This window comes from Ramlibacter albus (assembly GCF_014297445.1).
Taxonomy (GTDB): domain Bacteria; phylum Pseudomonadota; class Gammaproteobacteria; order Burkholderiales; family Burkholderiaceae_C; genus Ramlibacter; species Ramlibacter albus.
This window is the reverse complement of the sequence record NZ_JACORU010000001.1, coordinates 1,174,367-1,200,409: the sequence shown is the minus strand read 5'-3', so window position 1 is coordinate 1,200,409 and position 26,043 is coordinate 1,174,367. Positions and strand designations below refer to the sequence as shown.

Genomic DNA, 26,043 nt, shown 5'->3' with positions numbered 1-26,043 from the left:
AAGCTCGAAAGGTTGGCGGTGCGTCCCTATCGTGCAGTCATCCAACCAGGAGAACGCAATGCACAACGAAACCTTTCGCGGCCTGAAGGTCGCCGTCACCGGCGGCACGTCGGGGCTGGGCCTCGCCCTTGTCGAACAGCTGCATGCCGCCGGCGCGAAGGTGGCTTTCGTCGCGCGAGATGCGCAGCGCGTGCGCGCCGTCGCGGCATCGCTGCCCGGGACGCACGGCATCGCGGGCGACGTGGCGGACAAACTCGCGACGCACCCCATCGCGCTGCAGGTCGCGGGCGTGCTGGGCGGCGTGGACGTGCTGGTGAACAACGCGTCCTCGCTCGGCCCGGTGCCGCTCGCGCCGCTGGCGGACACGGAATGCGAGGACTTCGAGGCAGCGCTCGCCACCAACGTGCTCGGGCCGTTTCGCCTCACGAAGGCACTGCTGGGTGCGCTCGCTTCGTCGGCCCGACAGGGCCGGCCCGCGGTGGTCGTCAACATCACGAGCGACGCGGCCGTGAACGCCTACGCCGGCTGGGGCGCGTACAGCGCGAGCAAGGCGGCGCTGGCACACATGACGCGTGTGTGGGACGAGGAGTTGCGCGAGCATGGCGTGCGGCTGATCGCGCACGATCCGGGGGACATGGACACGCCGCTGCATGCGCTTGCATTGCCGGATGCGGATCGCGCGTCGCTCAAGCAGCCCGCAGTGTCCGCCAACGAACTCCTCGCGCGCATTGCCGGGGTCATCGCGGAAGAAGCGGTGCCTGCATGAAGGCCGCAACGCAACCCGTTCAGCGTCCGCGCGACGCGAAGCTGCTGGTGGTGGACCGCCATGGCGGCATCGCGCACGAGTCGCGCACGAGCCTCGCGCAGGTCCTGCAGCCCGGCGACCTGCTCGTGGCCAACGACGCGGCCACGCTGCCGGCCAGCCTGCGGGGCGTGCACGTGGCGACGGGGCGCGAGATCGAGGTGCGGCTCGCGGCACGGCCATCGCTTGCCGTGGACGACGTGCACGGGTTCACGGCGGTGCTCTTCGGCGAAGGCGATTACCGCACGCCCACCGAGCACCGGCCTTTGCCGCCCACAGTCGCGCCGGGCGACCGCCTGCACCTCGGGCCGTTATCGGCGACGGTGCTGCGCACGTGCTCGCACCCGCGCCTGGTCGCTATCCGCTTCGACGGCACGGCGGACGCGATCTGGGCCGGCCTCGCGCGGCACGGCAAGCCGGTGCAGTACGCGCACATGGCGCAGCCGCTGGCGTTGTGGGATGTGTGGACGCGCGTCGCTGCGGTGCCCGTTGCGTTCGAGCCCCCGTCGGCGGGCTTCGTGCTCGACTGGGCATTGCTGCGCGAGCTGAAGTCGCGTGGGATCGGCTTCGCGACGCTCACGCATGCGGCCGGCCTGTCGTCCACCGGCGACGACGAGCTCGATGCACGCCTTCCACTGCCAGAGCCGTACTTCATCCCGCGTGCGACTGCCGACGCCATCCGCGAGACGCGGTGGAACTGTGGCCGCGTTGTTGCGCTGGGCACGACCGTGGTCCGAGCGTTGGAGCACGCGGCCTCGCGCCCAGGGATTGCAGCCGCCACGTGCGCAGAAGCCGGGCCAGCGCCGCCCCACGGCGCAGGCATCGCCGACCAGCGCATCGGCCCGCACACCCGCCTGCGCGCGGTCGACGCCATCGTCAGCGGCACGCACGAGCCCGGCACGAGCCACTACGAACTCCTGCGCGCCTTCGCGCCCGACGCCCTGCTGCAGCGCGCCGCGGCGGAGCTGGACGCCCACGGCTACCTCACCCATGAATTCGGCGACAGTGTCCTCATCGAAGCTGTGCCGCCGCCGGAGGCGTCAAAATGCAAGGTTCGCCGGCCCGGCCAGGGCCTGCTTCTTGCATCCACGCCCCCGTGACCGAACCCTCGCGCGCCGCCGCCCTTTCTTCCACCCGCATGACCGCCACCGAGCGGCGCGCCAGCGCGTCGCTCGCGGCCATCTTCGCCTCGCGCATGCTGGGGCTGTTCCTCGTGCTGCCGGTGTTCGCGCTCGAAGCGGCGCGCTACCCCGGCGGCAACGACCCGTCGCTCGTCGGTCTGGCGATGGGGATCTACGGCTTGACGCAGGGCGTGCTGCAGATCCCCTTCGGCATGGCGTCGGACCGGTTCGGCCGCAAGAAGGTGATCAGCCTCGGGCTGCTCGTCTTCGCCATCGGCAGCTTCGTCGCGGCTGCGTCGGGCAGCCTCATGGGCCTGATCATCGGCCGCTCGTTGCAGGGTGCCGGCGCGGTGTCGGCCGCCGTGACGGCACTGCTCGCGGACCAGACCCGCGACGAAGTGCGCACCAAGGCCATGGCGATGGTGGGCGCGAGCATCGGGCTGATGTTCGCGCTGTCGCTGGTGGCGGCGCCCATGCTGGCCGCGCGCATCGGGCTGGCCGGCCTCTTCACCGTGACGGGCGGGCTCGCGCTGGGCTGCATCGGCATCGTGCTGTGGTGGACGCCGCCGGAGCCGCTGCAGCACAAGGACACGCCGCGTGGGCGCATCTCGGAAGTGCTGGCGCACGGCCCGCTCGTGCGGCTGGACGTCGGCGTGTTCGTGCTGCATGCCGTGCAGCTGGCGATGTGGGTCGCGGTGCCCGGCATGCTGGTGGCGGCGGGCCTGCCCAAGAGCGAGCACTGGTACGTGTACCTGCCGGCGGTGGTGGCCTCCTTCTTCGTGATGGGTTTCACGCTGTTCCCGCTGGAGCGGCGCGGCTACCTGCGCGCGGTGTTCCTGGCGTCGGTCGGGCTCATCCTGCTGGTGCAGCTGGGCTTGCTGTGGGTGTCGAGCGCGCCGGGCGTCGCGTCGCTCGCCGTGCTGCTCTTCCTCTTCTTCTGCGGCTTCAACGTCCTGGAGGCCAGCCAGCCCAGCATGGCTTCGCGCCTGGCTCCTCCCCATGCGCGCGGCACGGCGCTCGGTGTGTACAACACCCTGCAGTCCTTGGGATTTTTTGCGGGCGGCGCGGTCGGCGGGCTGCTCGTTAGAAACGTTGGTATGCACGGGCTCTTTGCCGCGTGCGCCGCCATGATGGCGGTGTGGCTGGTCGTGGCTTGGCCCATGCGCGCGCCGCAAGGGAGGAATTCGGCCGAGGAGGTGCTGGCGGACGAGGCCCAGGCGACATAATCGAGACAACACACGAGGAAAGTTCTCATGGCATCCGTCAACAAAGTCATCCTGGTCGGCAACTGCGGCCGGGACCCCGAGATCCGCTACCTGCCCTCCGGCCAGGCCGTCGCCAACGTGAGCATCGCCACCAGCTCGCGCCGCAAGGACAAGACCAGCGGCGAAACCGTCGAGCAGACCGAGTGGCACCGCGTCACCTTCTTCGACCGGCTTGCCGAGATCGTCGGGGAGTACGTGAAGAAGGGCACGCCGATCTACATCGAGGGCCGCATCACGTACCGCAAGTACACGGACAAGGACGGCATCGAGAAGAACGCCACCGACATCATCGCGACCGAGATGCAGATGCTCGGCGGCCGCGAAGGCATGGGTGGGCCGCGCGGTGGGGATGAAGAAGGCGGTGGCGGTGGTGGTTACCAGCGCCGTGCGCCTGCGGGTGGTGGCGGTGGCGGCGGCGGTGGTTCGCGCCCGCCGCAGGGTGGCCAAGGCGGCGGCAAGCCCGCGTCGAAGCCTTCGACGGGCTTCGATGACATGGACGACGATATTCCGTTCTGACGATGCCGCGCTACGTTGCGTTCCTGCGGGGCGTGAGCCCCATGAACGCAAAGATGCCGCAGCTCAAGGCAGCTTTCGAATCGGCGGGCTTCACCCATGTGAAGACCGTCCTCTCGAGCGGCAACGTCGTTTTCGACTCCCGCAAGTCAACTGACACAGCCCTCGAGAAAAAGGCGGAGGCGGCGATGACGAAGGAGCTCGGCAAGAGCTTCTACACGATCGTCCGCTCCGTGGAGCATCTGGAGTCGCTCATCGCCGCCGACCCGTACGCGAAGCACAAGTTTCCGAAGGATGCGAAGCGGGTCGTGTCGTTCGTGCGCGAGGCGCCCGCGACTAAACCGAAGCTGCCCATCGAGTTCGAAGAAGCGCGCATCCTCGAGATGAAGGACCGCGACATCTTCACCGCTTATGTGCCGCAGCAGAACAACCCGGCCTTCATGAACCTGATCGAGAAGACCTTCGGCAAGGAAGTGACGACGCGCACCTGGGACACGGTCCAGAAGTGCGCCAAAGCGTGAGGTGACACGATGCTCCAACTTCGCCCCAACTGCGAATGCTGCAACACCGACCTGCCGCCGGACACCACCGAGGCGCGCATCTGCACGTTCGAGTGCACGTTCTGCGCAACGTGCGCGGACGGCAAGCTCAAAGGCACCTGCCCGAATTGCGGCGGTGAACTCGTGACGCGGCCGAGGCGGCCCGCGAACAAGCTCGCGAAGTACCCGGCGTCCACCGAGCGCGTCTACAAGCCACAGGGCTGCGCGGGAACCAACTAGTTCTGCAGGCGCGATAAGGCAGAGAACGAGCTGCCACCATCCTCCGGAAGTATGAAGTGGCGCGGGTACAACCCGCGGCTTGTCCCTGAATCCAACGGCCAGTACATTCGCGCCGAACCTCAGGGAGAAGCGAATGGAATTTCGCAGTTCGATCGCGGCGCTGGCGCTGCTCGCAACCTGTCTCACGCAACCTGCGCAAGCGCAGTTCAGTGCGCGCACCGGGTACGAGTACGAGCATGGCGACCTCAAGGCGGTCACCTATCACAGCGGGTTGGTGGTGACGTACAAGCGCGTCAAGGGCCGCGTCGTCGGCATCGATGTGCAGGTACCCGGGCGCAAGGCGCCGACGCCGTTCGTGACGGACCTTTCGCAAACTCCGCTGAAACAGCCGGCGAAGTGGACCTGGTGGAACGGCGACACGGCTTCGCGCTCCTTCAACCTGGATGGCCGCCTCACTTCGACGGAGTTCTCCTCGTACGAGTACGACGCGGCCGGGCGGATCGTCGGCGTCCGGCAGGACCTGTGGGCAACGCGGTCGGTCACGAGCGGCACAACGACGGTGGCCGAGCTGTACAAGTACCCGGTTCATTGGAGCGCCGGTTATGACGCACGCCATCGCCTGACCCGGTTTTCGCGAACAGGCGCCGAGAGCACTTTCTCGTACGACCCCAACGGCAACCGGCTGCTGGCCGTCGAGACACAGAGCAGCGACGTCGATCTCGACGCCGCATTCGACCAACCCGGATTCACACAGAGCACGACGCGATCTTCGAATATCGACGGCGGCAGCAACCGGCAGCTTGGTTTCACGCAGACGCTCGTCAGGACGCGCAACGGCAAACCGGTTTCCACTTCGACGGCATCGACCCGCTACACCCTCGATGCGAACGGCGCGCTCGTCAGCGACGGCATCCGCACATTCGAGTACGACGACACGAACGCACTGGCGCAGGTCGTCATTGCCAAGGATGGCGAGGCAGCTCGTATCCGTTACCTGCACAACTATCTGGGCCAACGGGTGTTCCGGTCCGAGCCGGAGCCGGAGCCGGAGGAGACGCTCCCGAACGAGACGACGCTCGCGAACGGCTTCGTCAACTGGCTGCGAAAGAACTTCGGGTGGTTGTTCGTCAAGGGCCCCACACGCGGCATCGGGCAAGCCTTCGTCTACGCGGATGGGCTGTTGCCGCAATGGGCGCTGCTCGGCGAGTACGACACGGGCTCGGCCCAGGGACGCGGTGTCACGGAGTACATCTGGCTGCCGATCATGAACGGCGACCCGATTCCCATCGGGATGTACAGGAACGGCAAGCTCTATGCCGTCCACGCGGACCACCTCGGCACACCGCGCCTGATCACCGATGCCGACAACAAACCCGTGTGGCAGTGGCCGTACTCGGCTTTCGGCAACAACAAGCCAACGGGCGTGCTCGCGATCACCACCATCGATGGGCAATCCATCGTGAGGGCGACGAAGCCGCCGGTCGAGTACAACCTGCGGTTTCCGGGGCAGTACTGGGACGAGGAGTCGAACCTCGCGTACAACTTCCGGCGGTGGTATCGGCCGCTCGATGGGCGTTACACGCAGTTCGACCCGATCGGCTTGAGGGGAGGCCCCAATGGCTTCAACTACGCACGTCAGGACCCGCTGCGCCGAGTCGATCCGTCGGGCCTCTTCGACTTCGCAGGGCACGTCTGGATAACCACGCAGGCGGTTGGCTCCGACCCGGCGTTCAAGGACCTGCCGATGGCGACCGCGCTGGTCGACTTCCAGCCGGGCAGCCAGCGGCCTGAAAACGCCTACTGGCATGCGATGAGCGATGGCTCCAACGGCCAGACCGCTGGCGAAGCTCGTCAACTGCACCGAGAATACGTCGAGCAACATCTTGCACAGTGCACACTCGCGGGCCTGGCCCGCGCGCTTCACGCTGTGCAGGATGGTTTTGCGAGAGGGCATCGCGGCTTCCAGCCCTGGTCCGGCGGCAGTCCTGGCGCTTCGCATATTGCGGGGGATGTTGTTGCGTCACCGGAAACGTATGACCGCGCCGTTCAAGCCTCTCGTGAGTTGATTGACGAATACAAGGTGAAATGTCAGTGTTCTCAATAGCATGGACGCAACGCCACACCCGAGTCTTGGTTTTGGCCTTCTCCGTGCTGGCGATCTGCGCATGCCATTCCATGGACGCTGTCACAGCGGACACACCGGAAACCTGCAGAATCACCCGACCGCCCCCGACCGCCGGAGTCAGTTTTGTCCACGGCACTGCCGTCTATGTTTTCCCGAGGTCAGTTCCAGGAAGTTTCGAGGGCTGCCAGACGATGTTCAGCGCCGAGGGAGACCCCGCCTTGCAGATCGAATTTCGACGTGGCGCGGTCCATCGATACAGCCAATTCCAGAAAGGCGGCACGAGGGAGGTCGACTGCCTCTATGCAGTGCGGGGGCGCACCGGTGAGAGTTGCCCAGAGTTGGCAGCGATCCAGAGCGGATTCCGCACTCTGACTGAAGACCAGGAGAAGGCCGTTCCGACCTTTCGGGATATCAGAAAGTAGGCGACTACGCGCCATGGCCCACCTCGTCTTCGTCTTCGGCACGCTCAAGCAAGGCTTCCCCAACTTCGGCTTCAACACCGGGCGGCGCGTGGTGGGCGACTTCGTCACGCAGGAGCGCTACCCGATGTACCTCGTCGGCGAGCGGCACGTGCCGTGGATGATCGACACGCCGGGCACGGGGCACGAGGTCGTGGGCCAGGTGTTCGAAGTGGACGCGACGGCACTCGCGGCGATGGACGCGCTGGAGCGGGTGAACGAACCCGATGGCTACCGCCGCGTGCTGATCGGCATCCGCCGCCGCGACGCCGTCTCGGAGGTCCGCCAGGCCTTCGCGTACATGAAACCCGCCGAGCAGCTGGACCCGATGCAGGTTCAGGTGGGGCCGCTTGCCGAGTACACGATGGAGCACGCGGCGCTGTACCGTTACCGGCCTTGAGGCCGGGAGCCCGAACAGCTTCGCCGAGAAGCTGGAGCCCGAGGCGATGCAGCAGGCTAAGCAGGAAGACCGGAAGGTCGAGGAGTGACGGCCGCGGCGGCTGCGATCACACCGCCGCCGAGACACACTTCGCCGTCGTACAGCACGGCGGATTGGCCGGGCGTCACCGCCCATTGCGGGTCCGCGAATTCCAGGTTGAACGCGCCACCTTCAGCGGCCGACAACGTGCAGGCCGCATCCGCCTGCCGATAGCGCGTCTTCGCGCCGTACTCGCCCGGAGCTGGTGGCTCGCCCGCGATCCAGCTCGCGTCATCCGCGTGCAGCGACGGCGACAGCAGCCACGGATGGTCGTGCCCCTGCACCACCCACAGCGTGTTCTTCTCGATGTCCTTGCGCGCGACGAACCACGGGGCGTGTTCGCCGCCACCGCGCTGCGCACCCTTCTCCTTGATGCCGCCGATGCCCAGCCCCTGCCGCTGCCCCAGCGTGTAGAAGCTCAGGCCCACGTGCCTGCCGATCGTGCGGCCCTTCTCGTCCTTGATCGGCCCCGGCTCCTTCGCGATGTAGCGATTGAGGAACTCGCGGAACGGCCGCTCGCCGATGAAGCAGATGCCGGTCGAATCCTTCTTCTTCGCGTTGGGCAGCCCGATCTCGGCGGCGATGCGCCGCACTTCCGTCTTGCGGATTTCGCCGACCGGGAACAGCGTCTTGGACAGCTGCGCCTGGTTCAGCCGGTGCAGGAAGTAGCTCTGGTCCTTGGTGTCGTCCAGGCCCTTGAGCAGCTCGAACCGGCCGCTGCGCTCGCGCACCCGCGCGTAGTGGCCGGTGGCGATCTTCTCCGCGCCCAGGCGCATCGCGTGGTCGAGGAAGGCCTTGAACTTGATCTCCGCGTTGCACAGCACGTCGGGGTTGGGCGTGCGGCCGGCCTGGTATTCGCGCAGGAACTCGGCGAAGACGCGGTCCTTGTATTCGGCGGCGAAGTTGACGTGCTCGATCTCGATGCCGATCACGTCCGCCACGCTGGCGGCGTCGACGAAGTCCTCGTTGGAGGAGCAGTACTCGCTGTCGTCGTCGTCTTCCCAGTTCTTCATGAAGATGCCGACGACGTCGTAGCCCTGTTGCTTCAACAGGTGCGCGCTGACCGCGGAGTCGACGCCCCCGCTCAGACCCACAACGACGCGCGGCTTCCGACCCATGTGTGCGATTATCCCAGCGCACGCAAACCCCTGCGGAAGGTGGTGAAGATGGAGCTCAGGCAGCTGCGCTACTTCGTCCGCGTCGTGGAGCTCGGTAGCATGGGCAGCGCGGCGCACGACCTGGGGCTGGTCCAGTCCGCGCTGAGCCAGCAGATCAGCCGGCTCGAAGGCGAGCTCTCGACCCGGCTCCTGCACCGCACCAGCAAGGGCGTCACGCCCACCGAGGCGGGGCTTGCCTTCTTCCGCGAGGCGCAGCTCTCGCTGCGGCATGCGGAGCAGGCGAGCCGGGCGGCCCAGCATTCGCGGCTGGCGGGGAACGTGCGGGTGGGCCTGTCGCCGGCCATCACGTCCGTGCTGGGGCTGCCCTTCCTGCTGGCGATGCGCGAACGCTACCCCGACGTCACCGTGCGCCTGCAGGAGTCCTTCTTCAACAGCAACCAGCTCCACCTGCGACAGGTCGACATGACGGTGCTGTTCCAGCCGCAGGAGGGCCGCGGCTGGACGATCCAGCCCTTGGTGAGCGAACGGCTCTTCCTCGTGCGCCCGCGCAGCCAGGCCGGTCCCCGCCCGGCGGCGCGCGTGCGGCTCGCGCAGCTGAAGGACGTGCCGCTGGTGGTGAACATCGGCCCGAAGGGCCTGCGCTTCGTCGTCGACGCGGCATTCGCACGGGCACGCATCCAGCCGCTCATCGTCGCGGAGGTGGATTCGATCCCGTTGACCATGGACGCGGTCGCGGCAGGCATGGGCGCCGCCATCGCGTCCTGGGCCGGGCTCGGCCCCGCACGCGAGGCCGACGAACGCTTCCACTTCGCCGAGATCATGGACGCCGCCGCTCGCCGCAACGCATGGCTTTGCAGCCTGTCGGACAGCGAGCTGTCGCCGGCTGCGCTCGGCGCGCGCATGGTGTTGTTGAACGTCGCTCGCGACCTGGTCCGCTCCGGCCGCTGGAAGGGCGTGGACCTGCTGCCTGTCGATGCGGTGCCGCCGCCCCTTCACGAATCGTGATGGCCCCATTGCACCCGCGCATTTGAGGTTTGGGGACCGGTCTCCTAGAGTCGATGCAGCGGCCCGGTTCGCGGTCGCGGAGGAGGTCCCCATGCAAGCCCGCATCCCGCGCCGAACCTTCCTCGCCGCCGCGATCGGTGCGCCCTTCATGGCGCCCGGCCTGCGCGCCGCGGAGGCTGCCTGGCCGCAGCGCCCGATCCGAGTCGTCATGGGCTTTCCCGGCGGCAGCCAGACGGAGGCTTTCGCCCGCGCGTATGGCGAGTACGTGACGCAGCAGACGGGCCAGCCCTGGTACCTCGATTTCAAGCCGGGCATGAACGGTGGCGTGGGTGCCGCGGAGTTGAAACGGGCGGCCCCCGACGGCCACACGCTGCTGTTCACGATCACGACGACGCTGATCCAGAACCGGGTGCTGTATCGCTCATTGCCGTACGACCCGGACAAGGACCTGTCGGTCGTCGCCTTCATGCCCGGCGGCAACCTCACGCTGTCGGTCTCCACGACCCGCACGGGCGCGACCAACCTGCGCGAGTTCGTGGACCACGTGCGAAAGAGCCCGAAGCCGGCGGTCGGCACCTTCGGGCCCGGCACGCACCCGCACATCCTCTTCCACGAGCTGAACCGGCAGTACGGCCTGGACATGAACATCGTGCACTACAAAGGCAGCGCGCAGATGCTGATGGACCTGGGCGCCGGCATCATCGACGCCGGCATCACCAACCACCTGAGCACGATGCCTTTCGTGCAGAAGGGCGTCGCGCGCGCCATCGCGACCATCCCCGGGCGCAGCCCGGTCCTGCCGGGCGTCGCATCGCTTGCGGACCAGGGCGCGACGTCGCCCGCGGTCCGGATCGCGGGCTACCAGTGCTGCCTCGCGCCCGGCGGAACGCCGCCGGAAGTGGTGGAGCGCATCTCCACGCTGTTCCAGGAGGCCGGGCGTACCGAGAAGATGCGCACGCTGCTGGCGACGTTCGGCGCCGACCAGCCTGCGTATTCGGCGGAGGAATCGCGCAGGCGCTACGCCGCGGAGATGCCGATGTGGCTTGCCTTGATCAAGGAACTGGCGCTCACGCCTGAATAGCCCGCGGCGGTTGCGGTCGGTGTGCGATTATCGCGACGCACACCGACGCCATGCTCTATCGGCCCTCCTACCCCGCGCTGCCGCGCTCGCGGCCCTCGCCGACGGCGGCTGCGAGCGCCATCGCGCTGCACATCGCGCTGGTGTGGGCGCTGCTGCAGTACCAGCCGGTGCAGCAGGTGGTGCGCTACGTGGTCTACCACTACGTGCAGCCGATCAGCCCGAACGCATCCAACGCTGCTGCCTCTTCGAGCCGCGCCATCACCGCGCCGCCGCTCGTTCTGCGGCAGTCGGACCGGCTGCCCGTGTTCTCGAACACGCCGGAGTCGAGCGTGCCGCTGCAGACGACCACGCAACTGCCGGACACGTTGCGTTCGCGCGAGCCGGAGGCCGGGCGCAAGCAGCCCGAACCGACACCGGTCAAGGAAGAACCCGCACCGACGCCACCGCCTGTTCCGGTGCCTGTACCACCAGTCGCGCCGCCGCCCGTGCCACTGCCCCAACCTCGCGAGCCTGAGCCGACGCCTGCACCGCCGCCGCCGACGCCTGCGCCGGTTCCAACGCCTCCTCCGACGCCTGCACCTGTTCCTTCCCCTGCGCCCGCGCCGGTACCTGCGCCCGCACCGGTTCCTGCGCCCGCGCCGGCGCCAGTACCCGCTCCCGCTCCCGCTCCCGCGCCCGTGCCCGCCCCGGCTCCGGTACCCGCACCCGCACCCGCACCCGCGCCTGTTCCCGCACCTGCCCCGGTGCCAGCGCCCGCGCCTGTGCCCGCACCGCCTGCGCCCGCACCGGCACCGGCCCCAGTGCCTGCGCCCCCTGCGCCCGTCGCAGCGCCGCCCGCGCCGGTTCCCGCACCTCCGGCACCGGTGGCCGCGCCAGCGCCCGCAGTGCCCGCCCCGGCCGTGCCCGCACCCCCCGCCCGGCTGCAAGGACCGGTGGTCGACCTGCCGGTGCCCGCCAACTCACCGGCAGCCGGCACGGCGACACCTGTCATCGTCCCGGTGCCGGCAGCTCCCGGCGGCGGCTGGGGCGCACCCGCGGTCGCACCGCCCGCTCCCGCCGCCGCGCTGCCGCCGGCGCCGATCATCCTTCCGCCCCCGCCGCGCCCCACGCTCGCGCCGCACCCCGGCCCGTTCCGCAAGGACGAGCGCAGCCTCGCCGACCGCGCGAACGCGCAGTTGCGGCGCGACCGCAAGGACCCGCTCGCGCAAGGTGTCGAAGACGCGGGCCGCGACGACTGCCTGCACACGCCGAAGGACCAGCGCGTGGGCGGGCTGCTGAATGCGCCGGTGGTGATCTCGCGCGCGCTCAACGACAAGTGCGCGAAGTAGCACCATCAAACCTTCGTTGCGCGAACAAGTACGGAAGCTGTGGCCGCCGGCTTGTGGTCTGATCGGCGGCAGACAACAGGAGTACCCATGAACAGAAGACACCTCATCGCCGCTGCGGCCGTGCTGGCCGTGGCCGGCAGCGCCGCCGCCCAGGACTTCCCGCCCAAGCGCCCCGTCACCCTCATGGTCGGCTTCGCACCGGGCGGCGCGGCCGACTCGGCCGCACGCCTGATCGCGAAGAAGCTCGGCGAGAACATCGGCCAGTCGGTCGTGGTGGAGAACAAGGCCGGCGCCGGCGGCAACATCGCGCACCAGCTCACCGCGCAAGGGCCGAGCGACGGCACGCAGCTCCTCTTCGGCTCGATCGGCCCGCTGACGATCGCGCCGCACATGATGAAGGTGGGCTACGACCCGTTCAAGGACCTCGCGCCCATCTCCGGTGGCGTGCACTTCCCGAACGTGCTGGTGGTCAACGCGCAGTCCGGCATCAAGTCGCTGGCCGACTTCGTGGCCGCGGCGAAGAAGAGCCCCGGCAACGTGACGTTCGCGTCCACGGGGCCGGGCTCCGCATCGCACCTCACGGGCGAGCTCTTCGCCAAGCGAGCGGGCGTGGAGATGACGCACGTGCCGTACAAGGGCGGCTCGGCCGCCATGCCGGACCTGCTCGCGGGCCGCTTCACCGCCTACTTCGCCGCGCCGCCCACGGCGCTGCCGCACATCGAGGCGGGCAAGATCACGCCGCTGGCGACCACCGGCCTCACGCGGCCCGACTACCTGCCCAACATCCCGACGGTGGCGGAGTCCGGCTTCCCCGGCTTCGAGGCGCTCAACTGGTACGCTTTCGTGGCGTCCGCGAAGACGCCGCCCGCGATCCTCGACCGCTGGAACGCCGAGATCGTGAAGGTGCTGAAGGACCCCGAAGTCGTGGCGCAGCTGAAGAAGCACGGCCTCACGCCGCACCCCACGTCACGCCCCGAACTCACTGCTTTCATGCAGAAGGAGTCGCAGCAGTGGGGCGCGATCGTGAAGGAGCGCAAGATCACCGGGGAGTGACCTGGACCTCGCCGGCGGGCTGCGCAGACCCTTGCGCATGGGCCCGCCGCAATTCGTCCAGCGGATAGAAGGTGCCGCGCCAGGTGATGCCGCCGCTGCGCAGCGTGATGTACGTGCTGCGCAGCATGGTGTAGACCATCAGCGCGGGGTTGAGCGGTACCCACAGCAGGCACCGCGCGTGCAGGCTGGTCAGCCGCAGCGCGTGCGCATGGGCGACGAGGTCGCCCACGATCGCGCCCAGGCAGAACCACCACGTGCGGCCGCTCGTGGTAACCAGCCCCACATACGGAAAGTAGCGCACGAACAGGATCAGCGCACTGCTTGCCACCACATGGGCGAGGCTGTAGTCCATGTTGGCGAACCCGTTCTTCTCCAGCCCCTTCACCATCGCCGGCGCATCGGCATACCACTCCACCTTCACGCTGCCCGGCGAGACCAGCGCGTCCTGGCGCAGGCCGAGGCGCTTGACGAGGCGGCCCAGCATCAGGTCGTCCAGCACCTCCAGCTTCAGCGGCTCGTGGCCGCCCCACGCGCGGTAGGCGCTCGCGCGCACCATGTTGAAGGCGCCCGCGCCGAAGTACACGCGCTTCGAGCGACGCAGCAGCCAGATCGGGTGCCGCAGCAGGAGGAACATCGCCGCGCCGAGCACCATCGCGCCGGCGGCGCCGCTTTGGGCATGCATGTCGGGGAAGAGCGTCAGGTGGTCCAGCTCGTTCGCGGCGAAGTACGCGACCGTGCGGCGCAACGCGCTGCGCTCGTACACGACGTCGGCGTCGGTGAAGAGCAGGATGTCGCCACTGGCGACGGCAGCAGCGGCATGCAGCGCATGGTTCTTGCCCAGCCAGCCCGGCGGCAGCTGCGCGATGTGCAGCACGCGCAGGCGCGGGTCCTGCCCGGCCATGCGGTCGAGTATGGCGCCGGTGCCGTCCGTCGAGCGGTCGTTCACGGCCACGATTTCGAGGTTGGGGTAGTCCAGCGCGAGCAGCGAGCGCATCGCGGGCTCGATCGTCGCCTCCTCGTTCAGCGCCGCGACGATCACCGACACCTTCGGCGCGCCGGCAGGCAGCATGTCCGGCAGCTGCGACACGCGGCGCACGCGCGACAGCCCCCACACGCCCCAGGCCAGGACGAGCACCGTTGCGATGAAGATCCCCTGCGCCAGACCCGCCATGCTCATGACAACCTCCAGCCTTGTTTGGCGGGCAGGGTAAGGGTCAAGGCCGGGCTGCGCCAAGCGCGTTCGTCGGTGCGGGCGGGCGCCGGAACCCGGCCGTACGGCGCGGTTCGTTCCGCCCAACTGCAGTTCATCGCAGCCAGACGGAGTTCGTCGCAACCGGGCTGCGGCCGGCCGTGTGCACGCCTAGATTCCAACCTGCCCCAGGAGGAATCCATGAAGAACTTCGAACTGTCGCCCCTTGCCGCCTTCCCCCGCTTCAACGCGGCTGCCCGCCCCGTGCTCGGTGCCGTTGTCGCCGCGGTGTATGCGTTCGTCGTCTTCACGGCCGGCCCGGGCAACGGCTACCAGGAGCCGCGCCCCGTCAATTACGTGAAGCTGCCCACCGTGGTGGTGATCGGGTATCGCCAGGCGGCCCCGCAGGCGATCGTGGCGTCGGCCGCGGTCAACAACGTGAACCTCACTCGCTAGGCAGCCTCTCCTCCATTCAGAGGAGGCGGCGCCCCCCGCCGCCTCGCCCTGCCGGGACAATGTGGCGATGACCCTTGATGTCCCGGCGCGTTTCATCCGCACGGACGACGGCGAGTTCTACGCCGTCACCTCCGACAGCGCCGAGCAGCGCGCCGACCTGCCCCTCACCGGTTTCCTGCAGCGCATCCGCCGTGCGTTCGACATGGACGTGGTGTTCGTCTCGCAGTTCGTGGGCGGCAAGCGCGTGGTGCGGTGGGTCGACGCGGACGCGGCCGACGAGTACGCGGTGCCGCAGGGCGCAACGGACCCGCTGGAGGAGTCGTACTGCTGGCACGTCGCGCAGGGCCGATTGCCCGAAGTCATTCCCGACACCGCGCGCGAGCCGCTCGCGATGTCGATCGCCGGGACGGCCGCGTGCAAGGTCGCCGGCCACGTCGCGGTGCCGATCGTCACGCCCGACGGCGCGGTGTTCGGCACCGTGTGCTGCTTCAGCCATGAGGTGTTGCCGCAGCTGCGTGCGCTCGAGCAGGCCGAGGCGCTGCGAAGCATTGCCGCGCTGCTCGCCGACGCGATCGGTCCACCCCGGCGTCCGGCCCCGAATCGAGCGGGGCCGGCGTAACGCTCAGCGGCGCGGGTTGTTCGGGGCGATCACCCGCGAGCGAACGCGAGTTCAGGGCGGCTGCGGCGAGTCGCTGAGCGCCTTGACCGCGGCGTCCGTGTAAACCACCTCCAGCGGATACCGCACGCCGCGCAGGTAGTCCTCCATGCACCGAACCACCAGCGGGCTGCGGTGCCGCTCCGCACTCGCGCGGATCTCCTCGGGCGTCATCCACAGCGTGCGCACGATGCCGGTGTCGAGCGCGCGATGCGCGACGTGCTCGCCGACCTCGCCGCAGAACGCGAAGCGCACATAGGTGATGTCCTCGCCGGTCGAGGGCCGCTGGAAGCGCGAGAGGTAGACACCGAGGCTGTGCGTCGGTCGAAAGACGTGCGCCGTCTCCTCCAGCGCCTCGCGCGCGCAGCCTTCGGCCGGCGACTCCCCGAGCTCCAGGTGGCCGGCGGGGTTGTTCAGCCGCAGGCCCTCGGAGGTCTCTTCCTCCACCAGCAGGAAACGGCCGCCGCGCTCCATCACGGCTGCGACCGTCACGCTGGGCTTCCAACGTTGGTCCATCGGGCCATTATGCGCAGCGCCTGCGCTGCAATGGTCCAGAATGCCGCCCATGCACATCCTTGCCCTCTTCCTGCAGACCGCCACCTCGCCGGCCCTGGGCACGGCGACGCAATCGCTGCCGCCCATCCAGCCGGCGGTGACCTCCAACCCGTACGGGCTGGCCGCGCTGTGGGCGCAGGGCGACCCGGTCGCGCGCATCACGATCGTCATCCTCGTGCTGATGTCCCTCGCGAGCTGGTACGTGCTGATCACGAAGCTGATCGCGCAGGGCCGCCTGGGCGCGCAGGGCCGCGCGGCCAACGAAAAGTTCTTCAAGGCCAACACGGTGCGGCAGGGCGCCGACTTCCTGGAGAAGAACAGTGCCTATCGCTACATCGCCGAAGCGGCGCTGGAAGCCACGCGCAAGCACGAAGGCCTCATCGGCCAGGTAGACCTGAACACTTGGGTGGCGCAGAGCATCGAGCGCGCGGTCGGCACGATCCACAGCCGCACCCAGGAAGGGCTGGCGGTGCTGGCGACCGTGGGTTCGACCGCGCCGTTCGTGGGGCTGTTCGGCACGGTCTGGGGCATCTACAACGCGCTGGTGCGCATCGGCGCATCGGGGCAGGCCTCCATCGACAAGGTGGCGGGCCCCGTGGGCGAGGCGCTGATCATGACGGCGATCGGCCTTGCGGTCGCCGTGCCCGCGGTGCTCGGCTACAACTGGCTCGTGCGGCGCAACAAGGTGGCGATGGATACCGTGCGCAATTTCGGCTCCGACCTGCACACCGTGCTGCTCGCCGCCGGCGCCGCGCAGAAGCCCGCCGCATGATCCACTACCAGCAGGGCGCCGAAGGCGAGGACAAGCTCCTCGCCGAAATCAACACCACGCCGCTGGTGGACGTGATGCTGGTGCTGCTGATCATCTTCCTGATCACGATCCCGGTGTTCAACAGCTCGATCGCGGTGAGCCTGCCGCGCGAGCCCAACCAGGCGCGCGAGACGGACCCGCGCAACGCCATCGTCACGGTGGACGCGCAAGGCAGCGTGTACTGGTTCGATGCGCGGCTGCCCAACCGACAGGCGCTCGCGCAGCAACTGGCTCGCATGGCCGTCATGCAGCCGCAACCCGAGCTGCACATCCGCGCCGATGCGCGCGCCGACTACGACGCCGTGGGTCAGGTGGTGTTCGTCGCGCAGCAGATGGGCATCCAGCGCATCGGGTTCCTGACGGAGCCGCCGCGATGAGCCTTCACATCAAGGCGGGCACGGAGCAGGAGCCCGAGCCGATGGCCGACATCAACACCACGCCACTGATCGACGTGCTGCTGGTGCTGCTGGTCATGCTCATCATCACGATCCCGATCCAGCTGCATTCGGTGAACATCGAGATGCCGGGCAAGAGCGCGCCGCCGCCGCCGACGCAGCCTGTGATCGTCCAGCTCGACGTCACCGCCGACGGCCGCTGGTTGTGGAACGGCGAAGCGGTGGCCGACCGCGCCGACCTCGAAGCGCGCCTGCGCGATGCCGCGTTCCAGACGGAGCAGCCGGAGATCCACCTGCGCCCCGACAAGCGCGCGAAGTACGACGCCGTTGCGGCCGCACTGTCGAGCGCGCAGCGCATCGGGTTGACCAAGATCGGCCTCGTGGGCGAGGAGCAGTTCCAGTAACCTTGCACGCATGCACCAGACCGCGACGTGGTTGCTGATGTATGCCGTGCTCCCGCTGCTCATCGTCGCGGGTTTCGTGGACTGGCTTTGCCACCGCTCGACCGAGATCGAAACCACCAGCGGCCTGCGCGAGAACCTCGTGCACTGGCTGATGTTCGCGCAGGTCGGCTCGGGCATCGCCGCGGTGATGATCTTCGAGGTCAACACGACGATCGTGCTGTGGGTGGGCTTCGTGTTCCTGCTGCACGAGGTAACGGTTTGGCTGGAGCTGCGCTACACGGTGGACCGGCGCGAAGTGCGGCCGATCGAGCAGGTGGTGCACAGCTTCATGGAGATGCTGCCGCTGGTGGCGTTCGCGCTGCTGTTCGTGATCGCGTCGCCGAGCGAGGGCTTGCGGCTGCGCCGCGCGCCGTTGCCGGAGGGCTACGTGTTCTACGCCGGCATCGGCGTGCTGCTGTTCAACGTGCTGCCCCTGGCGGAGGAAACGATCCGCTGCCTGAATCGCCGCCGGGCCGCCCCAAGGCGATGAACGCCCCCTCGGGGGGCAGCGAACCTCGCGAAGCGGGGAGCGTGGGGGCTCTATTTATCCGCCGTACTCGTCCGCGCCCTGCACCCAGATGAAGGACTGCAGGTCGATGAAGTCCCGCGCCTTGAAGCCGGGTCGCCGGTCCAGGTCGCGCCGGATCACGGCGGCGAAAGTCAGCAGCTGCTGGTAGCCCGCCCAGGACGGCCGGGCGTCGTAGTGCAGGTCGAACGCGTAGGCGCGCGCGGCACGCTGCGTGACGCGCGGTTTGAAGAAGATGTGCTTTTCCGGCCGCGCGATGAAACCGAAGACGGTCGCCATCGGCCAGGTGAGAACCGGGCTGCGCAACTGCGGCAGGTCGCGCAGGGCCTCCAGCCAGTCGTTGAACTTGCGCTGCTGCGAACCCGGCCCGTAGAGGAAGGCATACAGCTCGGTGGCAAACAGGCGCGCGCCGGCCGGTGTTTTCACCGCGTCGCGCAGCGCCATCTTCTCGAACGAGAAGAGCAGGTTGGTGCGCGACTCCACGCGCACGGCGACGTCGGCGATGTGGCGGAACTCGCCGCGCGCCAGCAGCTTGCGGAAGGCAGCGGGGCCGAGCTCCTGGTTCCATTCCAGCGTGGCGCGCTCCTTGTACGAGCGCTCGGCCACGAGGTAGGTCTCGTCCTCGAAGCCTTCGGGGTAGTAAAGCTCGAAGCGGCGGCGGCACCGCGCGGCGCCCAGGTAGTTCACGTTGCCGGCGCGCGGGCCGGCCAAAGGGGTGGAAAGCGATGCGAGACGGGCCATGAACCCAGTGTTCCGGGTGGCCCAACCTCAGCCATGTGGGACAACACGCCACTGGCCTGTAGGAACGGCACCTACGCCGCCCGGAGGACGATCTCCCCGATCTCGGAGGGAGCGCCTACTCGCTTGGGAGGACCCCAGTAGCCTGTGCCACGGCTGACGTAGACCCACAGGTTGCCCAGCCGGTGCAGCCCGGCCGTGAAGGGCTGCTGCAGCGGCACGAGCAGGTTCCACGGCAGGAACTGGCCGCCGTGCGTGTGGCCGGACAGCTGCAGGTCGAAGCCGGCTTCGGCCGCGGCTCGGGCGCTGCGCGGCTGGTGCGCGAGCAGCACCTTGGGCACGCCGGTGGGCGCGCCTTCGAGCGCGCGGCGCGGGTCGCTGGTGTGCGACGTGTCGAAGTGGCCGGCGCCGTAGTCGGGCACGCCGGCCAGCACGAGCCGGCTGCCGCCATGTTCGATGACTTCGTGCTCGTTCATCAGCACGCGCAGGCCCAGGCGCCGCACCTCGCGCACCCACGCGTCCGCGCCCGAGTAGTACTCGTGGTTGCCGGTGACGAAGAAGGCGCCGTGCTTCGCGCGCAGTTGCGCGAGCGGCGCGACGTGCTGCCGCAGCTCGGCGACCGAGCCATCGACGAGGTCACCCGTCACTGCGATGACGTCGGGCTTGAGGGCATTGACGCGCTCGACCACCTGCTCGATGTAGCGCTGCTTGATGGTCGGCCCGACGTGCACGTCGCTGATCTGCACGATGCGGAAACCGTCGAGCGCAGGCGGCAGGCCCGCGATGGGCACTTCGACGCGCTTGACCGCGGCGGTGCGGCGCGCATTCACGAGCCCGATGAGCGTGAGCACCAGCGCAATCGGCGGGATCAGCTCGGCACTCGTGCGCCAGAACTCGGGCGTACCGATGAACAGCAAGGCGATGTCGCGGAAGAACGTCAGGACCAGCAGCGACGAGAACAGGCCCATGCACAGCAGGCCGATCCACGCGAGCTTGTCCGCGAAGGGCGGCCGGGCGAAGCGGCGCGCGATGAGGCCGAGCGGCATCGACAGGGCCGACACCACGAGCAGGAGAACGAACGCGCCCGCCGCCCACGGGCCCGGCAGTGCGGGAACGATCCGGGCGCCGACGTACAGGTGGAACGCGGCCGAAAGGGCGTAGAGGGCGAACATTGATGTTCTTCAAGGCTAAACGCTTTTGTCGCTCCAGTGTCTTAGCTGCGGATGAGCGAGTGATGACATGGGGTAAGCTGTCGCCCGGCTGACTGGCAGCTTGGCGGCCGCGAGGCCATTGCGAGGAGAAGGGTCCATGCTCATTGGGGTACCGAAAGAAACGCTGCCCGGCGAAAAGCGCGTCGCGACCGTGCCGGACGTGGTGGAGAAGCTGGTGAAGCTGGGCTTCTCGGTCGCGGTGGAAAGCGGCGCCGGCGACGCGGCGAATTTCGCCGACGACATCTATCGCGCCGCGGGCGCGCAGGTCGTGCCCATCGCGGCGGACATCTGGGGCAAGTCGGACATCGTGTTCAAGGTGCGCCCGCCCACGCCGGACGAAGTGGCGATGCTGCGCGAAGGCGGCACGCTCATCGGCTTCGTGTGGCCCGCGCAGAACCCCGAGCTGATGCAGCAGCTGGCCGCCAAGAAAGCGACGGTGCTTGCCATCGACGCGCTGCCGCGTCAGCTGTCGCGCGCGCAGAAGATGGACGCGCTCACCTCGATGGCCGGCATCAGCGGCTATCGCGCGGTGATCGAAGCGGCCAATGCCTTCGGCCGCTTCTTCAACGGCCAGGTGACGGCCGCGGGCAAGGTACCGCCCGCCAAGGTGTTCATCGCGGGTGCCGGCGTTGCGGGCCTCGCGGCCATCGGCACGGCCGCCAACCTCGGCGCCATCGTGCGCGCCAACGACACGCGCGCCGAAGTCGCCGACCAGGTGAAGTCCCTCGGCGGCGAGTTCGTCAAGGTGGACTACGAGGAAGAAGGCTCGGGCGGCGGCGGCTACGCCAAGGTGATGAGCGAAGGCTTCCAGGCCGCGCAGCGCGAGATGTACGCGCAGCAGGCCAAGGACGCCGACATCATCATCACCACCGCGCTCATCCCGGGCAAGCCCGCGCCCCGGCTGATCACCGCCGAGATGGTGAAGAGCATGAAGCCGGGCAGCGTCATCGTGGACATGGCCGCGGAGCAAGGCGGCAACTGCGAGCTGTGCGTGCCCGGCGAAGCCGTCGTGCGCCACGGCGTCACGATCATCGGCTACACCGACCTCGCGAGCCGGCTCGCGAAGCAGTCCTCCACGCTCTACTCCAACAACCTGCTGCGGTTGACGGAGGAGCTGTGCAAGACCAAGGACGGCGTCATCAACGTCAACATGGAAGACGACGCCATCCGGGGCCTGACGGTCATCAAGGAGGGCGAGGTCACGTGGCCCGCGCCGCCGCCGAAGCTGCCGGCCGTTGCACCGAAGCCCGCCGCCAAGCCCGTTGCCGCACCGGCTGCGAAGGGCCACGGGCATGGCGCGAGCGAGCCGATGTCGGGCCAGTCGCTCGCCATCGTGTTCGGCGTCGGCGCCCTGCTCTTCCTGCTGGTGGGCATGTATGCGCCGGCGAGCTTCCTGTCGCACTTCACCGTGTTCGTGCTGGCGTGCTTCGTGGGCTACATGGTGATCTGGAACGTGACGCCTTCGCTGCACACACCGCTGATGTCGGTGACGAACGCGATCTCCTCGATCATCGCCATCGGCGCGCTGGTGCAGATCGCGCCGCCGCTCACCGGCGACGCGGCCAACCGCCCCAACATGCTGATCCTCGGCCTCGCGGTGTTCGCGCTCGCGCTCACCGCCGTCAACATGTTCGGCGGCTTCGCGGTCACGCGCCGCATGCTGGCGATGTTCCACAAGTAAGAAGGAAACGGACATGACCTCGAGCCTTGCGACCGTTTCCTACATCGGCGCCACCATCCTCTTCATCCTCAGCCTCGGCGGCCTGTCCAACCCGGAGACGGCGCGGCGCGGCAACCTGTTCGGCATCATCGGCATGGCCATCGCGGTCGTCGCCACCGTGTTCGGCCCGCGCGTCACCGCCGCGGGGTACGCGTGGATCATCGGCGCGCTCGTCGTCGGCGGGGCCATCGGCCTCGTCGCCGCGAAGAAGGTGCAGATGACGCAGATGCCCGAGCTGGTCGCGCTGATGCACAGCCTCGTGGGCCTCGCGGCCTGCCTGGTCGGCTTCGCGAGCTACGTGGACACGTCGATCGAGTTCACCGGTGCCGAGAAGGCGATCCACGAGATGGAGATCTACATCGGCATCCTGATCGGCGCCGTCACCTTCTCCGGCTCGATCATCGCGTTCGGCAAGCTCTCCGGGCGCATCGGCGGCAAGCCGCTGCTGCTGCCGGCACGTCACTGGTTGAACCTCATCGGCCTGCTCGTGGTGATCTGGTTCGGCCGCGAGTTCCTGCACGCGAAGGACATCCAGTCCGGCATGACGCCGCTGATCATCATGACGGTGGTCTCGCTGCTCTTCGGCATCCACATGGTGATGGCCATCGGCGGCGCCGACATGCCGGTGGTGGTGTCGATGCTCAACTCGTATTCGGGCTGGGCCGCGGCCGCGACGGGCTTCATGCTGTCGAACGACCTGCTGATCGTGGTGGGCGCGCTCGTGGGCTCGTCGGGCGCGATCCTGTCGTACATCATGTGCCGCGCGATGAACCGCAACTTCATCAGCGTGATCGCGGGCGGCTTCGGCACCGGCGGCGGCGCACCGGCCGCGGCCGCGGGCGGCGAGCAGCCGCAAGGCGAAGTGGTGTCGGTGAGCGCGCTCGAAACCGCGGAGATGCTGCGCGAAGCCAAGAACGTGATCATCGTGCCGGGCTACGGCATGGCGGTGGCGCAGGCGCAGCACACGGTGTACGAGATCACCAAGCTGCTGCGCGAGAAGGGCGTGAACGTGCGCTTCGGCATCCACCCGGTGGCCGGCCGCATGCCGGGCCACATGAACGTGCTGCTCGCCGAGGCCAAGGTGCCGTACGACATCGTGCTGGAGATGGACGAGATCAACGAGGATTTCCCGCAGACCGACGTGGCGATGGTGATCGGCGCCAACGACATCGTGAACCCGGCGGCGCAGGAAGACCCGCAGAGCCCCATCGCCGGCATGCCGGTGCTGGAGGTGTGGAAGGCCCACACGTCCATCGTCATGAAGCGCAGCATGGCCAGCGGTTACGCGGGCATCGACAACCCCTTGTTCTACAAGGAGAACAACCGCATGCTGTTCGGCGATGCGAAGAAGATGCTCGACGAAGTATGGGCCGCGCTGAAGGCCTGACTAGAGATTCCTCTCCATGATTCCCTAGGGTAAACCGGGGGAAAACCCGAAGGGGCTGCGCGACACAATCGCGCAGCCCCTCTGTCATCTGGAGAACTACAAAATGAGCAGCGACCGCCCCTGGCTGGCCTCGTATTCCCCCGGCGTACCGGCCGACATCGACCCCTCGCAGTACAGCTCGCTGGTGCAGCTGATGGAGGAGAGCTTCAAGAAGTACGCCGCGCGGCCCGCCTATGTGTTCATGGGCAAGGAGATCAGCTACGGCGAGACCGATTCCTACTCGCGCGCCCTCGCGGCTTACCTGCAGGGCCTGGGGCTCGTGAAGGGCGATCGCGTCGCGATCATGATGCCCAACACGCCGCAGTACCCGGTGGCCGTGGCCGCCATCCTGCGCGCGGGCCTCGTGGTGGTGAACGTCAACCCGCTGTACACGCCTCGCGAGCTCGAGCACCAGCTCAAGGACTCCGGCAGCAAAGCGATCATCATCATCGAGAACTTCGCCAACACGCTGCAGCAGTGCATCGCGAACACGCCGGTCAAGCACGTCGTGCTCGCCGCGATGGGCGACATGCTCGGCGCGATCAAGGGTGGCATCGTCAACTACGTCGTGCGCAACGTGAAGAAGATGGTGCCCGCGTACAGCCTGCCGGGCGCCGTGCGCTTCAAGGACGCCATCGCGCAGGGCCAGCGCGGCACGCTCAAGGCCGTGGCCACCGGGCCCGACGACATCGCGGTGCTGCAATACACGGGCGGCACCACGGGTGTTTCCAAGGGCGCGGTGCTCCTGCATCGCAACGTCATCGCCAACGTGCTGCAGTCCGAGGCCTTCAACGAGCCGGTGATGGGCATGGTGCCGAAGAACGAGCAGCCCTGTTCCGTCTGCGCGCTGCCGCTGTACCACATCTTCGCTTTCACCGTGGGCATGATGTTGTCGATGCGCACGGGCGGCAAACTGATCCTCATCCCCAACCCGCGCGACCTGCCCGCGGTGCTCAAGGAGCTGTCGACACAGACCTTCCACAGCTTCCCGGCGGTCAACACGCTGTTCAACGGCCTGGCCAACCACCCCGACTTCAACAAGGTGAACTGGAAGAACCTGAAGGTGTCGCTGGGCGGCGGCATGGCGGTGCAGGGCGCGGTGGCCAAGCTGTGGCTGGACAAGACGGGCTGCCCCATCGTCGAGGGCTATGGCCTGTCCGAGACGTCGCCGTCGGCGAGCTGCAACCCGGTGACGAGCAAGGAGTTCACCGGCACCATCGGCGTGCCGCTGCCCTCCACGTATTTCAAGTGCCTCGACGACGACGGCAACGAGGTGCCGCTGGGCACGCCGGGCGAGATCGCGATCAAGGGCCCGCAGGTGATGGCGGGCTACTGGCAGCGCCCCGACGAAACGGCCAAGGTCATGACGCCCGACGGCTACTTCAAGACCGGCGACATCGGCGTGCAGGACGAGCGCGGCTACTTCAAGATCGTCGACCGCAAGAAGGACATGGTGCTGGTCTCCGGCTTCAACGTGTACCCGAACGAAGTGGAAGACGTGGTGGCCAAGCTCGAGGGCGTGCTGGAGTGCGCGGTGGTGGGCGTGCCCGACGACAAGACGGGCGAGGCGGTGAAGCTGGTCATCGTCAAGAAGGACCCCAACCTCACCGAGCAGCAGGTGCGCGACTACTGCCGCGCGAACCTCACCGGGTACAAGCAGCCGAAGGTCGTAGAATTCCGGACCGACCTGCCGAAGACACCCGTCGGCAAGATATTGCGGCGCGAACTGCGCGATAAGAAGTAAACCACGGGCCCGCCACAAGCGGGCCTCTTAACGTCCGTGATCCGTTTCATATTGACCCGGCTGTCGCTGGTCATCCCGACCTTCTTCGGGATGACGCTGCTGGCCTTCTTCCTCATCCGGCTCGTGCCCGGCGATCCCATCGAGACGATGGCGGGCGAGCGCGGCATCGACGCCGCGCGCCACGCGAAGCTGCTCACCGAATACGGCCTGGACCAGCCGATGCTGGTGCAGTACGGCAAGTACATCGCCCGCGTGCTGCAGGGCGACCTGGGCAAGTCGATGATCACGCAGGAGCCGGTGATCCGCGAGTTCCTTGCGCTGTTCCCGGCCACCATCGAGCTGGCGCTGTGCGCGATCTTCTTCGCGCTCGTCATCGGCATCCCGGCGGGGATCATCGCGGCCGTGCGAAGGAACTCCATCTTCGACCACGGCGTGATGGCGACCTCGCTCACCGGCTACTCGATGCCGATCTTCTGGTGGGGCCTGCTGCTGATCCTGCTGTTCTCGGTGCAGTTCGGCCTGACGCCGGTGTCGGGGCGCATCTCGGTGCAGTACTTCATCGAGCCGAAGACGGGCTTCCTGCTGGTCGACTCGCTGCTGTCCGACGACAAGGGCGCGTTCTGGTCGGCGGCCAGGCACCTGATCCTTCCTGCCATCGTGCTCGGCACCAACCCGCTCGCGGTGGTCGCGCGCATGACGCGCAGCGCGATGCTCGAAGTGCTGGGCGAGGACTACATCCGCACCGCGCGCGCCAAGGGCCTGCCGCCGGTGCGCGTGATCGGCGTGCATGCGCTGCGCAACGCGCTGATCCCGGTCGTCACCGTCATCGGCCTGCAGGTGGGCGTGCTGTTCACCGGCGCCATCCTCACCGAAACCATCTTCTCCTGGCCCGGCGTCGGCAAGTGGCTGATCGAGGCCATCGCCCGCCGCGACTACCCCGTGCTGCAGGGCGGCATGCTGCTGCTCGGCACGGTGGTGATGGTCGTCAACCTGGTCGTCGACGTGCTGTACGGCGTGATCAACCCGAGGATCCGCAAATGAGCGCCGT

Annotated in this window: 27 protein-coding genes; 22 read left to right on the top strand and 5 right to left on the bottom strand. The window is 68.1% G+C overall.

What is annotated here, in order from left to right:
• Positions 1-58: 58 nt before the first annotated feature.
• The 8 genes from H8R02_RS05535 to H8R02_RS05500 all read left to right on the top strand — a co-directional run bounded on the left by H8R02_RS05535 (position 59) and on the right by H8R02_RS05500 (position 7,463).
• Positions 59-766, top strand: coding sequence for an SDR family NAD(P)-dependent oxidoreductase (locus tag H8R02_RS05535; RefSeq protein WP_187080317.1), 708 nt, complete (start codon positions 59-61; stop codon positions 764-766).
• Complete coding sequence (locus H8R02_RS05530; protein ID WP_187080316.1) at positions 763-1,902, top strand: S-adenosylmethionine:tRNA ribosyltransferase-isomerase; 1,140 nt, start codon at positions 763-765, stop codon at positions 1,900-1,902. Before H8R02_RS05535 ends, H8R02_RS05530 begins: the two co-directional genes overlap by 4 nt.
• 38 nt (positions 1,903-1,940) lie before the next feature.
• A complete protein-coding gene (locus tag H8R02_RS05525; protein WP_187080614.1) occupies positions 1,941-3,149 on the top strand; it encodes an MFS transporter in 1,209 nt (402 codons plus the stop codon).
• Between the two features lie 27 nt (positions 3,150-3,176).
• Positions 3,177-3,704 (top strand): single-stranded DNA-binding protein, encoded by a 528-nt coding sequence (ssb, locus tag H8R02_RS05520; RefSeq protein WP_187080315.1) that lies wholly within the window; start codon positions 3,177-3,179, stop codon positions 3,702-3,704.
• A gap of 2 nt (positions 3,705-3,706) precedes the next feature.
• The gene (locus H8R02_RS05515; RefSeq protein WP_187080314.1) at positions 3,707-4,222 is read left to right on the top strand and encodes a DUF1697 domain-containing protein; all 516 of its coding nucleotides are present in this window, start codon (positions 3,707-3,709) and stop codon (positions 4,220-4,222) included.
• Between the two features lie 9 nt (positions 4,223-4,231).
• Positions 4,232-4,480, top strand: a complete 249-nt coding sequence (locus tag H8R02_RS05510) for a DUF1272 domain-containing protein (protein ID WP_187080313.1) — start codon at positions 4,232-4,234, stop codon at positions 4,478-4,480.
• Between the two features lie 133 nt (positions 4,481-4,613).
• On the top strand, positions 4,614-6,584 hold the full coding sequence (locus H8R02_RS05505) for an RHS repeat-associated core domain-containing protein (RefSeq protein WP_187080312.1): 1,971 nt from the start codon (positions 4,614-4,616) through the stop codon (positions 6,582-6,584).
• Between the two features lie 456 nt (positions 6,585-7,040).
• The gene (locus tag H8R02_RS05500; protein ID WP_187080311.1) at positions 7,041-7,463 is read left to right on the top strand and encodes a gamma-glutamylcyclotransferase family protein; all 423 of its coding nucleotides are present in this window, start codon (positions 7,041-7,043) and stop codon (positions 7,461-7,463) included.
• Between the two features lie 56 nt (positions 7,464-7,519).
• Here H8R02_RS05500 and mnmA read toward each other — a convergent pair whose 3' ends face one another.
• Positions 7,520-8,659 (bottom strand): tRNA 2-thiouridine(34) synthase MnmA, encoded by a 1,140-nt coding sequence (gene mnmA, locus H8R02_RS05495; protein ID WP_187080310.1) that lies wholly within the window; start codon positions 8,657-8,659, stop codon positions 7,520-7,522.
• 48 nt (positions 8,660-8,707) lie between these two features.
• Here mnmA and H8R02_RS05490 point away from each other — a divergent pair, with 48 nt between their 5' ends.
• The 4 genes from H8R02_RS05490 to H8R02_RS05475 all read left to right on the top strand — a co-directional run bounded on the left by H8R02_RS05490 (position 8,708) and on the right by H8R02_RS05475 (position 13,126).
• Complete coding sequence (locus tag H8R02_RS05490; protein WP_187080309.1) at positions 8,708-9,664, top strand: LysR substrate-binding domain-containing protein; 957 nt, start codon at positions 8,708-8,710, stop codon at positions 9,662-9,664.
• Between the two features lie 91 nt (positions 9,665-9,755).
• Complete coding sequence (locus H8R02_RS05485; RefSeq protein ID WP_187080308.1) at positions 9,756-10,745, top strand: Bug family tripartite tricarboxylate transporter substrate binding protein; 990 nt, start codon at positions 9,756-9,758, stop codon at positions 10,743-10,745.
• 50 nt (positions 10,746-10,795) lie between these two features.
• On the top strand, positions 10,796-12,073 hold the full coding sequence (locus tag H8R02_RS05480) for a hypothetical protein (RefSeq protein WP_187080307.1): 1,278 nt from the start codon (positions 10,796-10,798) through the stop codon (positions 12,071-12,073).
• Between the two features lie 87 nt (positions 12,074-12,160).
• Positions 12,161-13,126, top strand: a complete 966-nt coding sequence (locus tag H8R02_RS05475; protein ID WP_187080306.1) for a Bug family tripartite tricarboxylate transporter substrate binding protein — start codon at positions 12,161-12,163, stop codon at positions 13,124-13,126.
• Here the strand turns inward: H8R02_RS05475 and H8R02_RS05470 are convergent.
• The gene (locus H8R02_RS05470; protein WP_187080305.1) at positions 13,113-14,303 is read right to left on the bottom strand and encodes a glycosyltransferase family 2 protein; all 1,191 of its coding nucleotides are present in this window, start codon (positions 14,301-14,303) and stop codon (positions 13,113-13,115) included. The genes H8R02_RS05475 and H8R02_RS05470 overlap by 14 nt on opposite strands.
• Before the next feature lie 213 nt (positions 14,304-14,516).
• On the opposite strand from H8R02_RS05470, the gene H8R02_RS05465 reads away from it, so the two are divergent.
• Together H8R02_RS05465 and H8R02_RS05460 are read left to right on the top strand one after the other, a co-directional pair.
• Positions 14,517-14,771 carry a hypothetical protein gene (locus H8R02_RS05465; RefSeq protein ID WP_187080304.1) on the top strand — a complete coding sequence of 85 codons (255 nt, stop codon included), beginning with the start codon at positions 14,517-14,519 and terminating at the stop codon, positions 14,769-14,771.
• 67 nt (positions 14,772-14,838) lie between these two features.
• Entirely contained in the window at positions 14,839-15,390 is a 552-nt protein-coding gene (locus H8R02_RS05460) for a GAF domain-containing protein (RefSeq protein WP_187080303.1), read from the top strand.
• Positions 15,391-15,441: 51 nt separating this feature from the next.
• On the opposite strand, the gene H8R02_RS05455 is transcribed toward H8R02_RS05460, so the two are convergent.
• Complete coding sequence (locus tag H8R02_RS05455; protein WP_187080302.1) at positions 15,442-15,942, bottom strand: NUDIX hydrolase; 501 nt, start codon at positions 15,940-15,942, stop codon at positions 15,442-15,444.
• A 40-nt stretch (positions 15,943-15,982) separates the two neighbouring features.
• Between H8R02_RS05455 and H8R02_RS05450 the strand changes: the two genes are divergently transcribed.
• From H8R02_RS05450 to H8R02_RS05435, 4 genes are read left to right on the top strand one after another with little or no spacing between them, the layout of a single operon-like run.
• On the top strand, positions 15,983-16,753 hold the full coding sequence (locus H8R02_RS05450; protein WP_435531255.1) for a MotA/TolQ/ExbB proton channel family protein: 771 nt from the start codon (positions 15,983-15,985) through the stop codon (positions 16,751-16,753).
• Positions 16,750-17,169 (top strand): ExbD/TolR family protein, encoded by a 420-nt coding sequence (locus H8R02_RS05445; protein ID WP_187080300.1) that lies wholly within the window; start codon positions 16,750-16,752, stop codon positions 17,167-17,169. The genes H8R02_RS05450 and H8R02_RS05445 overlap by 4 nt, the downstream gene beginning before the upstream one ends.
• Positions 17,166-17,591, top strand: a complete 426-nt coding sequence (locus H8R02_RS05440; RefSeq protein WP_187080299.1) for an ExbD/TolR family protein — start codon at positions 17,166-17,168, stop codon at positions 17,589-17,591. Before H8R02_RS05445 ends, H8R02_RS05440 begins: the two co-directional genes overlap by 4 nt.
• 10 nt (positions 17,592-17,601) lie before the next feature.
• Positions 17,602-18,120, top strand: coding sequence for a diguanylate cyclase (locus H8R02_RS05435; protein WP_187080298.1), 519 nt, complete (start codon positions 17,602-17,604; stop codon positions 18,118-18,120).
• A gap of 54 nt (positions 18,121-18,174) precedes the next feature.
• Here H8R02_RS05435 and H8R02_RS05430 read toward each other — a convergent pair whose 3' ends face one another.
• Both H8R02_RS05430 and H8R02_RS05425 read right to left on the bottom strand, forming a co-directional pair.
• On the bottom strand, positions 18,175-18,897 hold the full coding sequence (locus H8R02_RS05430) for a hypothetical protein (RefSeq protein ID WP_187080297.1): 723 nt from the start codon (positions 18,895-18,897) through the stop codon (positions 18,175-18,177).
• A 71-nt stretch (positions 18,898-18,968) separates the two neighbouring features.
• Complete coding sequence (locus H8R02_RS05425; RefSeq protein WP_187080296.1) at positions 18,969-20,066, bottom strand: metallophosphoesterase; 1,098 nt, start codon at positions 20,064-20,066, stop codon at positions 18,969-18,971.
• Between the two features lie 136 nt (positions 20,067-20,202).
• Between H8R02_RS05425 and H8R02_RS05420 the strand changes: the two genes are divergently transcribed.
• The 4 genes from H8R02_RS05420 (at position 20,203) to H8R02_RS05405 (ending at position 26,036) form a co-directional block, all read left to right on the top strand.
• Positions 20,203-21,786 carry a Re/Si-specific NAD(P)(+) transhydrogenase subunit alpha gene (locus H8R02_RS05420; RefSeq protein WP_187080295.1) on the top strand — a complete coding sequence of 528 codons (1,584 nt, stop codon included), beginning with the start codon at positions 20,203-20,205 and terminating at the stop codon, positions 21,784-21,786.
• Positions 21,787-21,799: 13 nt separating this feature from the next.
• A complete protein-coding gene (gene pntB, locus H8R02_RS05415) occupies positions 21,800-23,212 on the top strand; it encodes a Re/Si-specific NAD(P)(+) transhydrogenase subunit beta (protein ID WP_187080294.1) in 1,413 nt (470 codons plus the stop codon).
• 103 nt (positions 23,213-23,315) lie between these two features.
• Positions 23,316-24,995, top strand: coding sequence for a long-chain-fatty-acid--CoA ligase (locus tag H8R02_RS05410; RefSeq protein ID WP_187080293.1), 1,680 nt, complete (start codon positions 23,316-23,318; stop codon positions 24,993-24,995).
• A 36-nt stretch (positions 24,996-25,031) separates the two neighbouring features.
• A complete protein-coding gene (locus tag H8R02_RS05405) occupies positions 25,032-26,036 on the top strand; it encodes an ABC transporter permease subunit (protein WP_187080292.1) in 1,005 nt (334 codons plus the stop codon).
• Positions 26,037-26,043: the final 7 nt, after the last annotated feature.